The sequence below is a fragment of the Pseudomonas sp. NPDC089554 genome (genome assembly GCF_050280645.1).
In the GTDB taxonomy this organism is placed as follows: domain Bacteria; phylum Pseudomonadota; class Gammaproteobacteria; order Pseudomonadales; family Pseudomonadaceae; genus Aquipseudomonas.
In genome coordinates this window covers 1-14,158 of the sequence record NZ_JBNNVR010000064.1, presented here as the reverse complement: position 1 = coordinate 14,158, position 14,158 = coordinate 1, and the positions used below count along the sequence as shown (strand labels likewise).

The window sequence follows — 14,158 nt, the reverse complement described above, 5'->3', positions numbered from 1 at the left end:
CGGTTTCAGCGTTGGTGCACGCGACGGCCGGCCGCGAAGGTTTCGCGCACGGTGCGGTCGTCGCCCAGGGTGGTGAGCACGAACAGGGTTTCCTCGATGCTGTTGGACTGCTGGATGCGGTAGTCCAGCAGTGGCGTGGCCTTGTAGTCGAGCACCACGAAGTCGGCATCAAAGCCTGGGCGCAGGCTGCCGATACGGTCGTCCAGGCGTAACGCACGGGCACCGCCCAAGGTGGCCAGGTACAGCGACTTGTAAGGGTGCAGCCGCACATCTTGCAGCTGCATCACCTTGTACGCCTCGTTCAGCGTGTTGAGCAGCGAGAAGCTGGTACCGGCGCCGACGTCGGTGCCCAGGCCCACATTGACCTTGAACCGCTCGGCCTGGGGCAGGTTGAACAGGCCGCTACCCAGGAACAGGTTGGAGGTGGGGCAGAAGGCGATGGCCGAGCCAGTTTGCGACAGGCGCTGGCACTCTTCGTCGCACAGGTGCACGCCATGGGCGAACACCGAGCGCTCGCCCAGCAGCTCGAAGTGGTCGTAGACGTCCAGGTAGCCTTTGCGCTCGGGGAACAGTTCCTTGACCCAGTCGATCTCCTTGAGGTTTTCCGACAGGTGCGTGTGCAGGTACACGCCGGGGTGCTCCTTGAGCAATTGCCCAGCCACTGCAAGTTGCTCAGGGGTGCTGGTCGGGGCGAAGCGTGGGGTCACCGCGTAGTGCAGGCGGCCCTTGCCGTGCCAGCGCTCGATCAGCTGCTTGCTTTGCGTGTAGCTGGTTTCGGCGGTGTCGGTCAGGTAGTCGGGGGCGTTGCGGTCCATCATCACCTTGCCGGCGATCAGGCGCAGGTCCAGGCGCTCGGCCTCCTCGAACAGCGCGTTCACCGACTCGGGGTGCACACTGCCGAACACCAGCGCGGTGGTGGTGCCGTTGCGCAGCAGCTCCTCGAGGAAAATCTTCGCGACCTTGTCGGCGTGGTCCTTGTCGGCGAACTGCTTCTCGCAGGGGAAGGTGTAGGTGTTCAGCCAGTCCAGCAGTTGCTCGCCGTAGGAGCCGATCATGCCGGTCTGCGGGAAATGGATATGGGTGTCGATGAAGCCAGGGGTGATCAGCGCGTCCTGGTAGTGAACGACCTCGATGTCGGCGTCCAGGGTCGGCAGCAGTTCGCTGGCATGGCCCAGGGCCTTGATGCGGCCCTCGTCGATCACCAGCAGGCCGTCCTCGTAGTATTCGTGGGAGGCTTCCAGACCGACTTCGGCCGGGTCGGCGATGCTGTGCAGGATGGCGGCGCGGTAGGCTTTGCGGGTTGTGCTCATGTAGGGGCTCGTCAGATGGCTTGGCTGCGCCGGGAGGGCGGCAGCAACTGGGCGATGGGGCCGGCGTTGACGGCAGCGTCGTGCTGGCCGAAGCAGGCGTTGTAGGTGGCGATGATTTCTGCGGCGATGGACACGGCGATCTCGATCGGCAGCTTGCCCTTGACCTCGGCCAGGCCCATGGGGCAGCGCATGCGTGCCATCAGTGCGTCGTCGAAGCCGCGCTCGCGCAGGCGGTGCTCGAACTTGACCCGCTTGGTCTTCGAGCCGATCAGGCCGAACCAGGTGAAGTCGTTGCGTTTGAGGATTGCGGCGGTGAGTTCCAGGTCGAGCTGGTGGTTGTGGGTCATGACGATGCAGTAGCTGCCGGCGGGCAGCTCGGCCACTTCGTCGACCGGCTCTTCGTTGACCACCTTGGTGACCCCCTCGGGGATCGCGTGGGGAAACTCCTGTTCGCGCGAATCGATCCAGCGCACCCGGCAGGGCAGGGCGGCGAGCAAGGGTACCAGAGCGCGGCCGACATGGCCTGCGCCGAACACGGCGATCTGCGCCTGCACCGCCGCCATGGGCTCGAACAGCAGCACCGTGGCGCCACCGCAGCACTGGCCCAGGCTGGCGCCGAGGCTGAAGCGCTCCAGGTGCGGGGTGCTGCGTTGTTCCTCGAGCATCTGCCGGGCGATGTGCAGCGCCTTGTACTCCAGGTGGCCGCCGCCGATGGTGTCGAACAGGCCGGTGGCGCTGACCACCATCTTGGAGCCGGCGTTGCGCGGGGTCGAGCCGCGCTCCTCGATGATGGTCACCAGCACGCAGGCTTCGCCGCGGGCTTGGTGGTCGGCGAGGGCGTTGATCCATTGATGCATGTCTGAATCCTCCGTCAACCCTGTAGGAGCGGGCTTGCCCGCGAAGAGGGCGGCGAGGCCACCATCGCATTCGCGGGCAAGCCCGCTCCTACAGAGTCCTGCATCGTCAGTGGGTAACGGTTTCCACTTCTTGTTCCACCGGCTGCGCAGTTGCTACCGCCTTGCGCATCTGCTCGCAGCCCCACAGCACCCGCTCCGGGGTGGACGGTGCGTCGATGTTCGGCTGCACGCGGTAGTCGGCAATGCTCGCCACCGCGTCCTTGATCGCGCACCAGGCAGCGATACCGAGCATGAACGGCGGCTCGCCCACGGCCTTGGAGTGGAACACCGTGTCTTCCGGGTTCTTGCGGTTCTCCACCAGCTTCACCCGCATATCGATAGGCATGTCGGCCACTGCCGGGATCTTGTAGCTGGCCGGGCCATTGGTCATCAGCTTGCCCTTGGCGTTCCACACCAGCTCCTCGGTGGTCAGCCAGCCCATGCCCTGGATGAAACCACCCTCCACCTGGCCGATGTCGATGGCCGGGTTCAGCGAGTCACCCACATCGTGCAGGATGTCGGCGCGCAGCATCTTGTACTCGCCGGTCAGGGTGTCGACGACCACCTCCACGCAGGCAGCGCCGAAGGCGAAGTAGTAGAACGGCCGACCACGGGCCTGGCTGCGGTCGTAGAAGATCTTCGGCGTGCGATAGAAGCCAGTGCTCGACAGCGACACCTGGGCGAAATAAGCCTGCTGCACCAGCTGCTCGAAGCTGACGATTTCGTCGCGAATGCGCACGTGGCCGTTGCGAAACTCCACATCTTCCTCGGTGACTTTGTAATGACGCGCAGCGAACTCGGTCAGGCGTGTCTTGAGGATCTCGGCAGCGTTCTGCGCAGCCTTGCCGTTCAGGTCGGCGCCGCTTGAGGCCGCAGTCGGCGAGGTGTTGGGCACTTTGTCGGTGTTGGTGGCGGTGATTTGGATGCGGTTGAAGTCGACCTGGAAAATCTGGGCCACCACCTGCGCCACCTTGGTGTTCAGGCCCTGGCCCATCTCGGTGCCGCCGTGGTTGAGGTGGATGCTGCCGTCGGTGTAGATGTGGATCAAGGCACCGGCCTGGTTGAGGAAGGTGGCCGTGAACGAGATGCCGAACTTCACCGGGGTCAGCGCCAGGCCTTTCTTCAGCACCGGGCTGTGGGCGTTGAACTGGCGGATCGACTTGCGCCGCTCGGCATAGTCGCAGCTGGCTTCGAGGTCTGCGGTCATCTCTTCGAGCATGTTGTGCTCGACGGTCTGGTAGTAGTGGGTGACGTTGCGCTCGGTCTTGCCGTAGTAGTTGGCCTTGCGCACTGCCAGCGGGTCGCGGCCCAGGTGGCGGGCGATGTGGTCCATCACCTCTTCGATAGCGACCATGCCTTGCGGGCCGCCGAAGCCGCGGTAGGCGGTGTTGGAGGCGGTGTTGGTCTTGCAGCGGTGGCCGTGCACGGTGGCATCGCCCAGGTAATAAGCGTTGTCGGAGTGGAACATGGCGCGGTCGACGATAGAGCCGGAGAGGTCCGGCGAGTAGCCGCAGTTGCCGGCCAGGTCGAACTCGATGCCATGCAGGCGGCCGCTGTCGTCGAAGCCGACGTCGTACTCCACGTAGAACGGGTGGCGCTTGCCGGTCATGGTCATGTCCTCGACCCGTGGCAGGCGCATCTTGGTCGGCTGGCCGGTCAGGCGCGCGACCACCGCGCACAGGCACGCGGGGCTGGCGGCCTGGGTTTCCTTGCCGCCGAAGCCGCCGCCCATGCGGCGCATGTCCAGTACCACCTTGTTCATCGGTACGTCCAGCACCTGGCCACCAGCTTCTGTACCTCGGTGGGGTTCTGGGTGGAGCAGTAGACGATCATGCCGCCGTCCTCGGTGGGCATCACCGAGGAAATCTGCGTTTCCAGGTAGAAGTGCTCCTGGCCACCGATGTGCAAGGTGCCTTGCAGGCGGTGCGGGGCGCTGGCCAGGGCGGCGGCAGAGTCACCGCGCTGGTGGGTGTGGCTGTCGAGCACGAAGTGTTTTTTGCGGAAGGCTTCGACCACATCCAGCACAGGTTCCAGGTCTTCGTACTCGACGATCGCGGCCATCGCCGCACGCCTTGCGGTGTCCAGGTCGCGGGCGGCCACGGCGAGCACCGGCTGGCCGAAGAACTCGACCTTGTCGATGGCCAGCAGCGGGTCGCCGGCCACCACCGGGCCGATGTCCTTCAGGCCCGGGATGTCTTCGTGGGTGATGGCGATGCGCACGCCTTCGAAGGCATAGCAGGGCGTGGTGTCGATGCGCAGGATGCGCGCGTGGGCGCGGTCCGAGGTGCGTGCATACACATGCAACTGGTTGGGGAATTCCAGGCGGTCGTCGATGTACTGCGCCTCGCCTGACACATGTTTGTCGGCGCTGTCGTGCTTGACACTGCGGCCGACCCCGGTGGTCAGGTCCTGGCGGAACAATTCGGCCATCTCGGCCTGGCTCTTGACGGCGTGATGGTTAGACATAGGCGGTCACCCGGGTTTCGATGTGCGGCGTTTGCAGTTCGATGAAGTATTTGCGCAGCAGGTTCTGCGCGGTCAGCAGGCGGTATTCGCGGCTGGCGCGGAAGTCGCTGAGCGGGGTGAAGTCCTCGGCCAGGGCCTGGCAAGCGCGCTCGATGCTGGCCTGGTTCCAAGGTTTGCCCAGCAGCGCGGCTTCGCAGCTGCGGGCACGTTTCGGGATCGCCGCCATGCCGCCGAAGGCGATGCGTACGCCGCTGACCACGCCGTTCTCGATGCTCAGGTTGAAGGCCGCGCACACCGCGGAAATGTCGTCATCCAGGCGCTTGGACACCTTGTAGGCGCGGAACGCCCAGTCCTTGCGGGCGCGCGGCACGATGATCTTCTCGATGAACTCGCTGTCCTGGCGCGCGGTGATGCGGTAGTCGATGAAGTAGTCTTCCAGCGCCAGGGTGCGCTGGCGCTGGCCTTGGCGCAGCACCACCTGGGCGTCCAGGGCGATCAGCAGGGGTGGCGAGTCGCCGATCGGCGAAGCGTTGCCGATATTGCCGCCCAGGGTGCCCTGGTTGCGGATCTGCAGCGAGGCGAAACGGTGCAGCAGGTCGCCGAAGTCTGGGTATTCCTCGTTGAGTGCGCCGTAGCAGTCGGTGAGCGGGGTGGCGGCGCCGATTTCCAGGTGCGTGGCGCTCTTGTCGATGCGCTTGAGCTCGGCCACATGGCCGACGTAGATCATCACCGGCAGGGCGCGGTGGAACTGGGTGACTTCCAGCGCCAGGTCAGTGCCACCGGCCAGCAGGCGCGCCTCGGGGTGCGAGCTGTACAGGTCGGCGAGGTCGGCCACGGTCAGCGGCACCAGGCAGCGCTTGTCGCCGCTGTTGAGCTCGCCGGTTTCCTGCGGGGCGATGGCTTGCAGGCGAGCGATGGTCTGCGCCTGTTGGGCGTCGAACTGGTCGCGGCAGGGGCGTGCGCAGCTTTGCTCGGCGGCATTGAGGATCGGCCGGTAGCCGGTGCAGCGGCACAGGTTGCCTGCCAGGGCTTCCTGGGCCTGGTGCAGGTCGTGGCCGCTGCTGTTTTTTTGCAGGGCGAACAACGACATGACGAAACCTGGGGTGCAGAAGCCGCACTGCGAGCCATGGCAGTCGGCCATTGCCCGTTGCACGCTGTGCAGTTCACCTTGGTGCTTGAGGCCTTCGACGCTGATCAGCTGCTTGCCGTGCAGGGCGGACACGAAGGTCAGGCAGGAGTTGAGGCTGCGGTAGCGCAGGGCGTCGGCGCCCTGGTCGTCCTGGGTCAGCTCGCCGACCACCACGGTGCAGGCGCCGCAGTCGCCACTGGCGCAGCCTTCCTTGGTGCCGGGCTTGCCCAGGTGCTCGCGCAGGTATTGCAGCACCGTCATGTTCGGGTCCAGGGCGTGCTCGTTGCGCAGCTCCTGGTTGACGAGAAACTGGATCACGGGGGTGTGCCTCGCAAGGGTTTTATTGTTGTTGGAGCGGACTCTAAGCAGGGCTGACCTTGGGGTCAATATTTTTCTGACTTCTAGGTCAGGATTTTTCCCGCAATCCGACGAAACCGCCCAAACGTGTCTTCCTACAAGCATAGATCGCGCCGCTCACGCCGCTGAGTCGCGTGTCGCACAAAGCCCGTCGGGGCTATGCGCGGGTGAGCAGCAAGTGCGCTACAATCGCGCCTTTGTGCCACTACCTGGATTCTGAAGGAAAACCATGACGTTCAAGGCGCCGGACAGCCTCTCCGAGCAGATCGCCCACTACCTGGCCGAACGCATCATTCGTGGCGAACTGGCGCCAGGCGAGCGCATCCAGGAGCTGAAGGTCACCCAGGCGCTGAACGTCAGCCGCGGCTCGGTGCGCGAGGCCTTGCTGATTCTCGAGCGCCGCCACCTGGTGGCGATCCTGCCGCGCCGCGGCGCCCACGTTACCGAACTCGACGAGTACAGCGTGCGCAGCCTGTGCCAGTTGATGGGCGAGCTGTACATTTTGCTGGGCAACGCGGTTGCCCAACGTTGGGGCAGTGAGGCCGACCTGCGCCCGTTCCTGGAAATTCAGCAGCGCCTGCAGCAGGCCCATGCGGCCCAGGACATCAAGGCCTTCGTCGCCGAAAGCTTCGCGGTGATGCGCGCTGCCTACCCCTTCGTCGACAACCCCTACCTGCAGGAAACCGTCGAGAACCTGCAACCGGCCATGAGCCGCGCCTATTACCTGGCCCTGGACCAGCGCAAGGCCAGCATGGACGACTACCTGGAGCTGTTCGCCCGCCTGCTCGAAGCTGTACTTGCCCGCGACCTGCCGCGCATTCGCGAAGTGCTGGTCGCCTATTGCCAGCGCAGCTGCGAGCTGGTGCTGGCCGCGTTGGCGCAGGCCTGACCGATGCGCCTCAAGTGCATCCGCCTGGCCGGCTTCAAGTCGTTCGTCGACCCCACCACGGTCAATTTCCCCAGCAACATGGCGGCAGTGGTCGGGCCTAACGGCTGTGGCAAGTCCAACATCATCGACGCCGTGCGCTGGGTGATGGGCGAAAGTTCGGCGAAGAACCTGCGCGGCGAATCGATGACCGACGTCATCTTCAACGGCTCGTCCGGGCGCAAGCCGGTCAGCCAGGCCAGCATCGAGCTGGTGTTCGACAACAGCGACAACACCTTGGTGGGCGAGTACGCCGCTTATGCGGAAATCTCCATTCGCCGCAAGGTGACGCGCGATGCGCAGAACACCTACTACCTCAATGGCACCAAGTGCCGGCGCCGTGACATCACCGACATCTTCCTCGGCACCGGCCTTGGGCCGCGCAGCTACTCGATCATCGAGCAGGGCATGATCTCCAAGCTGATCGAAGCCAAGCCCGAGGAGCTGCGCAACTTCATCGAGGAGGCGGCGGGTATCTCCAAGTACAAGGAGCGCCGCCGCGAGACCGAGAACCGCATTCGCCGCACCCACGAGAACCTGGCGCGCCTGACCGACCTGCGCGAAGAGCTCGAACGCCAGCTCGAGCGCCTGCACCGCCAGGCCCAGGCGGCCGAGAAGTACCGGGAATACAAAGCCCAGGAACGCCAGCTCAAGGCGCGCCTGTCGGCCCTGCGCTGGCGTGCCCTGGATGAGCGCGTGCGCCAGCGCGAGACGATCATCGGCGACCAGGAAGTGGCCTTCGAGGCGTTGGTGGCCGAGCAGCGCAACGCCGATGCCAGTATCGAGCGCCTGCGTGATGGCCACCATGAGCTGTCCGAGCGTTTCAACCAGGTACAGGGGCGTTTCTACTCGGTGGCTGGCGACATCGCCCGGGTCGAGCAGAGCATCCAGCATGGCCAGCAGCGCCTGCGCCAGTTGCAGGACGACCTCAAGGAAGCTGAGCGCACGCGTCTTGAGACCGAATCGCACCTGGGCCACGACCGCACCCTGCTGGCCACCCTCGGCGAAGAGCTGGCGATGCTCGAGCCCGAGCAGGAAATGACCCTGGCGGCCGCCGAAGAAGCCGCCGCCACCCTGGAAGAAGCCGAGCTGGGCATGCACGGCTGGCAGGAGCAGTGGGACGCGTTCAACACCCAGTCTGCCGAGCCGCGGCGCCAGGCCGAAGTGCAGCAGGCGCGCCTGCAACAGCTGGAAACCAGCCTGGAGCGCCTGGCCGAGCGCCAGCGCAAGCTGGGCGAGGAACGCGAGCAACTGGGCGCCGACCCGCAGGATGCGGCCATGCTCGAGCTGTCCGAGCAGGTGGCCAGCAGTGAAATGCTGCTTGAGGACCTGCACCTGCAAGAACAGCAGGTGGTCGAGCGCCTGGAAAACGTGCGCGAGCAGTTGCAGCAGGCCACCCAGGCCCAGCAACAGCAGCAAGGTGATTTGCAGCGCCTGGGCGGTCGCTTGGCTTCGCTGGAGGCCTTGCAGCAAGCAGCGCTTGAGCCTGGCGCCGGGGCCGGTGAATGGTTGCGTGGCCAGGGCTTGGAACAGCGTCCGCGCCTGGCCGAGGGCCTGCGTGTCGAACCGGGTTGGGAGTTGGCGGTGGAAACCGTGCTGGGCGCCGACCTGCAAGCGGTATTGGTGGACAACCTCGGCGGGCTTGATTTCGCCGCTTTGGAACAGGGCGATTTGCGTCTGCTGCTGGCTGCCGGTGATAGCACTCGTCAGCCCGGCAGCTTGCTGGACAAAGTAGAAGGGCGCACCGACCTGGCGCCTTGGCTGGGGCAGGTAAGGCCGGTGGAAACCCTTGAGCAGGCGCTGGCGCAACGGGCCACGCTCGGCGAGGGGCAGAGCCTGGTCAGCCGCGACGGCTACTGGGTGGGTCGGCACTTCCTGCGGGTCAGCCGCGGCGGCGAGGCCCAGGGCGGTGTGCTGGCGCGTGGCCAGGAAATCGAACGTCTCGGCCATGAGCAGCTCGAGCTGGAGGCGCTGCTCGAACAGCTCGAGCAACAGTTGCAGCACCTGCGCGAGCAGCAGCAGGAACACGAAGACCAGCGCGAGCAACTGCGCCGCAGCAGCCAGGAAGAAAACCGCCAGTTGGGCGAATTCAAGGCCAGCCTCTCGGCCAGCCGTGCCCGTGCCGAGCAGCTGGAACTGCGCCGCCGTCGCCTGGCCGAAGAGCTGGCCGAGCTTCAGGAGCAGCGTGAGCTCGAGCACGAGCAACTGGGCGAGTCGCGCCTGCTGTTGCAAGACGCCCTGGAGTCGATGGCCCAGGACACCGAGCAGCGCGAGCAACTGCTGGCCCGCCGCGACACGCTGCGCGAAGGCCTCGACCGCGTTCGCCAGGAAGCCCGCCAGCACAAGGACCACGCCCACCAGCTGGCCGTACGCCTGGGTTCGCTGCGCGCCCAGTACGATTCCACCCGCCAGGCCCTGGAGCGCCTGGAGCTGCAAGCCGAGCGCCTGAACGAACGCCAGGAACAGCTGAGCCTGAACCTGGAGGAGGGCGAGGCCCCGCAAGAGGAACTGCGCCTCAAGCTCGAGGAGCTGCTGGAGCGGCGCATGAGCGTCGACGAGGAAATGCGCCAGGCCCGCCTGCACATGGACGACGCCGACCGCCAGCTGCGCGACGCGGAAAAGCGCCGCACCCAGGCCGAGCAGCAATCGCAATTGCTGCGTGGCCAGTTGGAGCAGTCGCGCCTGGAGTCCCAGGGCCTGGATGTGCGCCGCAAGACCCTTCAGGAACAACTGCTGGCCGACGGCTACGACCTGCAAGGGGTGCTCGCCACCCTCGAAGCCGAGGCCAGCGAGGCCGGCACCGAGCAGGAACTGGAACAGATGGAGGCGCGTATCCAGCGCCTGGGCGCGATCAACCTGGCGGCCATCGAAGAGTACGAACAGCAGTCCGAGCGCAAGCGCTACCTCGACGCCCAGGACGCTGATTTGGTCGAGGCGCTGGAGACCCTGGAAAACGTCATTCGCAAGATCGACAAGGAAACCCGCAACCGCTTCAAGGATACCTTCGATCAGATAAATGCCGGTTTACAGGCACTTTTTCCAAAAGTTTTCGGTGGTGAGCAGTGCTTATCTGGAACTGACGGGCGAAGATCTACTCGATACAGGGGTGACGATCATGGCGCGCCCGCCGGGCAAGAAGAACAGCACCATCCATCTGCTGTCCGGCGGCGAAAAAGCACTGACTGCCCTGGCACTGGTGTTCGCCATCTTCAAACTCAACCCGGCACCGTTCTGCATGCTCGATGAGGTCGATGCGCCGCTGGACGATGCCAACGTCGGGCGCTACGCCAGGTTGGTCAAGGAAATGAGTGAAAGCGTGCAATTCATCTATATCACCCACAACAAGATCGCCATGGAAATGGCCGACCAATTGATGGGCGTGACCATGCACGAACCGGGCTGTTCACGTCTTGTTGCAGTTGATGTGGAGGCAGCGATGGCAATGGTCGACGCTTGATGAGAGAAGATAAAGCGAGATCTGTGGGCAAATGCTCCATTGCACGTGCGACAGACGGTGTAAAGTTGGCCAAGGTCGTGCTAGCTTAATGTCATTGTTTTTTTGCGTGGGTAAAACGCCTGTCAGAACATAGAGTTGGCGCCACGTGTTAAAGGGCTTTGAACCCTTTGTTTTCAAGCATATTTTTATAGAGGCACGGGATTACATGGAAATCGGTCTGCGCGAGTGGCTGATCGTCATCGGCATCATAGTGATCGCCGGTATTCTCTTCGACGGCTGGCGCCGCATGCGCGGCGGCAAGGGTAAATTGAAATTCCGTCTGGACCGCAGCTACTCCAACCTGCCGGACGATGAAGGCAGTGCCGAGGTGCTTGGCCCTGCGCGGGTACTGGAAACCCAGCACAGAGAGCCGGAGCTGGACGAAACCGACTTGCCGTCGCTGAGCGCCTCGCCACGCGAGCGTGAGCCCCGCGAGCCGCGCGCTGAACGCGAGCCCAAGCCGGCCAAGGCCTCCAAGCGTGGCAAGCGCAACAGCGAGCCGCAGCAGGGCGACCTGAACCTGGCCGCCGAGCCTCGCGAACCGGACCTGTTCGCCGACGCCGACAGCGATTACGACGACGACAACCGCAGCAGCGGTTTCGCCGCCACCAGCAACGCCGCCAAGGAGCTGCCGCCGGTGGAAGAGGTGCTGGTGATCAGCGTCATCTCCCGTGACGAAAGCGGTTTCAAGGGCCCGGCGCTGTTGCAGAACATCCTCGAAAGCGGCCTGCGTTTCGGCGAAATGGATATCTTCCACCGCCACGAAAGCATGGCCGGCCACGGCGAGGTGCTGTTCTCGATGGCCAACGCGGTCAAGCCGGGGGTGTTCGACCTGGACGACATCGACCACTTCAGCACCCGCGCGGTCAGCTTCTTCCTCGGCCTGCCTGGCCCGCGTCATCCCAAGCAGGCCTTCGATGTGATGGTCGCCGCCGCCCGCAAGCTGGCCCACGAGCTCAATGGCGAGCTGAAAGATGACCAGCGAAGCGTGCTGACCGCCCAGACCATCGAGCATTACCGCCAGCGTATCGTCGAGTTCGAGCGCCGCGCGCTGACTCAGAAACGTTGATTGCCCAGGTGGACGCGTTGTCCGCCGTGATTCAAGTAAAAGAGCAGCCCCGCCAGGCTGCTCTTTTGCTTTGCAAGAGAAGATTCCAATGAACATCGAAAACCGTATCCACGCACTGCGTGCAGAGCTCGAACGGCATAACTACAACTATTACGTACTCGACATGCCGGTGGTGCCCGACGCCGAGTACGATCGCCTGTTCAACGAGCTCAAGGCATTGGAGGCCGAGAACCCGCACCTGGTGACCCCGGACTCGCCGACCCAGCGTGTTGGTGGCGCGGCCCTGGCGGCGTTCAGCCAGGTGCGCCATGAAGTGCCGATGCTCAGCCTGGGCAACGCCTTCGAAGAAACCGACCTGAAAGAGTTCGACCGCCGCGTGGTCGAGGGACTCGACCAGGCCGCTGCCGTGGACTACAGCTGCGAACCCAAGCTCGATGGCCTGGCGGTCAGTCTGCTGTACCGCGACGGCCAATTGGTGCAAGGCGCCACCCGTGGCGACGGCACCACCGGCGAAGACATCAGCAGCAACGTGCGAACCGTGCGCAATATCCCGCTCAAGCTCCAGGGCGAAGGCTGGCCGAGCGTGCTGGAGGTGCGTGGCGAGGTGTACATGAGCAAGGCCGGCTTCGAGCGGCTCAACGCTGCCCAGGCCGAGAGCGGCGGCAAGACCTTCGCCAACCCGCGCAACGCCGCCGCCGGCAGCTTGCGCCAGCTGGACTCGAAGATCACCGCCAGCCGCCCACTGGAGTTCTGCTGCTATGGCCTGGGCCAGGTGTCCGAGGCGATAGAGGACACGCATATCGGCATCCTCGAGAAACTCAAGACCTGGGGCCTGCCGATCAGTCGCGAGCTCAAGCATGCCGCTGGGGTCGAGGAATGCCTGGCCTACTACCGCGAAATCGGCGCACGGCGCAACGACCTGCCCTACGAAATCGACGGCGTGGTGTTCAAGGTCAACAGCCTGGCTGCCCAGCGCGAACTGGGCTTCCGTGCCCGCGAACCACGCTGGGCCATCGCCCACAAGTTCCCGGCCATGGAAGAACTCACCGAGGTGCTCGACGTGGAGTTCCAGGTGGGGCGTACCGGTGCGGTCACGCCCGTGGCGCGCCTGAAGCCGGTCAAGGTGGCCGGTGTGACCGTCTCCAACGCCACCCTGCACAACATGGACGAGATCGCCCGGCTGGGCCTGATGATCGGCGATACCGTCATTATCCGCCGAGCCGGTGACGTGATCCCACAAGTCATGCAGGTAGTGACCGAGCGTCGCCCCGAAGGCGCCCAGCCAGTCGCGGTGCCCAGCGCCTGCCCGGTGTGCGGTTCGCAGGTCGAGCGCACCCAACTGGTCAAGCGCAGCAAGGGCAAGGAGACCACCAGCGAAGGCGCGGTGTACCGTTGCGTCGGCCGCCTGAGCTGCGCCGCCCAGCTCAAGCAGGCGATCATCCACTATGTGTCGCGCCGCGCCATGGACATCGACGGCCTGGGCGAGAAAAGCGTCGAACAGTTGGTGGATGAAGGGCTGATTCGTTCCCCGGCAGACCTCTACCGCCTCACTTTCGAGCAGGTCGTGGCCCTCGAAGGCTTCGCCGAGGTATCCAGCAACAAGCTGCTGGAGGCCATCGAAGCCAGCAAGCGCCCGAGCCTGGCGCGGTTCATCTTTGCCTTGGGCATTCCCGATGTCGGCGAAGAGACCGCCAAGGTACTGGCACGCTCCCTGGGCAGCCTGGCGCGGGTCCAGGTGGCGCTGCCCCAGGTGCTTACCTACCTGCCGGACATCGGCCTGGAAGTGGCCCACGAGATCCACAACTTCTTCGAGGATGCGCACAACCGCGAGGTCATCCAGCAGCTGCTCGACAGTGGCCTGCAGTTGCAGGACGAAGGCGAGCTGGCTGCCGAGTTCGCCGCCAGCACCACCCTGGCCGAGCTGATCGCCAAGCTCGACATCGCCTCGGTCGGCCCCACCGGCGCGCAGAAGCTGGTGGACAAGCTGGGCAGCCTGGACAAGATCTTCGCCGCCGACGGCATCGACCTGCGCCAGGCGCTGAGCGCCAAGCCTGCCGAAGCGGTGCGCGAGTTCTTCCGCGACCCGGCCAATCAACAGCTGGCACGTGATATCGAAGCGCAGTTGCTCGAATTCGGCATGCATTGGAGTTGCGAGAAGAAAACGGCGGAAGGTTTGCCGCTGACCGGGCAGACCTGGGTGCTGACCGGCACCCTGGAGCGCATGAGCCGCGATATCGCCAAGGACAAGCTGGAAAGCCTGGGTGCCAAGGTGGCTGGGTCTGTGTCGGGCAAGACCCACTGTGTAGTAGCAGGTCCTGGTGCCGGGTCGAAGCTGGCCAAGGCCAGTGAGCTGGGGGTGAAGGTGATGGATGAAGAGGCGTTCGTTGCCTTCCTTGAAGAGCGCGGGATCGTGCTCTGAGCAAAGGACCTCATCGCGGGACAAGCCCGCTCCCACAGGTTGTTTAGCGTTCTTGAGAGCAGAGGTGAACCGGGGGGTGCGGGCATGTCCC

The 14,158-nt window shown here is 64.7% G+C and carries 6 protein-coding genes and 2 pseudogenes; 4 read left to right on the top strand and 4 right to left on the bottom strand.

Going from position 1 to position 14,158, the window contains the following annotated elements:
- Window positions 1-5: 5 nt before the first annotated feature.
- The 4 genes and pseudogenes from guaD to xdhA form a co-directional block, all read right to left on the bottom strand.
- A complete protein-coding gene (gene guaD / locus ACQKPE_RS18080; RefSeq protein WP_427667963.1) occupies window positions 6-1,310 on the bottom strand; it encodes a guanine deaminase in 1,305 nt (434 codons plus the stop codon).
- A gap of 11 nt (window positions 1,311-1,321) precedes the next feature.
- A complete protein-coding gene (gene xdhC / locus ACQKPE_RS18075; RefSeq protein WP_427667961.1) occupies window positions 1,322-2,167 on the bottom strand; it encodes a xanthine dehydrogenase accessory protein XdhC in 846 nt (281 codons plus the stop codon).
- Window positions 2,168-2,273: 106 nt separating this feature from the next.
- A pseudogene (gene xdhB, locus ACQKPE_RS18070) lies at window positions 2,274-4,672 on the bottom strand (xanthine dehydrogenase molybdopterin binding subunit).
- Window positions 4,665-6,119: a xanthine dehydrogenase small subunit gene (gene xdhA, locus ACQKPE_RS18065; RefSeq protein ID WP_427667959.1), complete on the bottom strand. Its 1,455-nt coding sequence runs from the start codon at window positions 6,117-6,119 to the stop codon at window positions 4,665-4,667. Before xdhA ends, xdhB begins: the two are co-directional and overlap by 8 nt.
- A gap of 268 nt (window positions 6,120-6,387) precedes the next feature.
- Between xdhA and ACQKPE_RS18060 the strand changes: the two genes are divergently transcribed.
- From ACQKPE_RS18060 to ligA, 4 genes and pseudogenes are all read left to right on the top strand, one after another.
- The gene (locus tag ACQKPE_RS18060; RefSeq protein WP_427667957.1) at window positions 6,388-7,047 is read left to right on the top strand and encodes a GntR family transcriptional regulator; all 660 of its coding nucleotides are present in this window, start codon (window positions 6,388-6,390) and stop codon (window positions 7,045-7,047) included.
- A gap of 3 nt (window positions 7,048-7,050) precedes the next feature.
- Window positions 7,051-10,540: pseudogene (gene smc, locus ACQKPE_RS18055) on the top strand (chromosome segregation protein SMC).
- Window positions 10,541-10,745: 205 nt separating this feature from the next.
- The gene (gene zipA / locus ACQKPE_RS18050; RefSeq protein WP_427667956.1) at window positions 10,746-11,648 is read left to right on the top strand and encodes a cell division protein ZipA; all 903 of its coding nucleotides are present in this window, start codon (window positions 10,746-10,748) and stop codon (window positions 11,646-11,648) included.
- Between the two features lie 88 nt (window positions 11,649-11,736).
- Window positions 11,737-14,067 (top strand): NAD-dependent DNA ligase LigA, encoded by a 2,331-nt coding sequence (ligA, locus tag ACQKPE_RS18045; protein WP_427667954.1) that lies wholly within the window; start codon window positions 11,737-11,739, stop codon window positions 14,065-14,067.
- Window positions 14,068-14,158 lie beyond the last annotated feature (91 nt).

Coding starts and splice junctions, on each gene's coding strand:
- guaD (WP_427667963.1), bottom strand. CDS start 1,310: ATGAGCACAACCCGCAAAGCCTACCGCGCCGCCATCCTGCACAGCATC.
- xdhC (WP_427667961.1), bottom strand. CDS start 2,167: ATGCATCAATGGATCAACGCCCTCGCCGACCACCAAGCCCGCGGCGAA.
- ACQKPE_RS18060 (WP_427667957.1), top strand. CDS start 6,388: ATGACGTTCAAGGCGCCGGACAGCCTCTCCGAGCAGATCGCCCACTAC.
- zipA (WP_427667956.1), top strand. CDS start 10,746: ATGGAAATCGGTCTGCGCGAGTGGCTGATCGTCATCGGCATCATAGTG.
- ligA (WP_427667954.1), top strand. CDS start 11,737: ATGAACATCGAAAACCGTATCCACGCACTGCGTGCAGAGCTCGAACGG.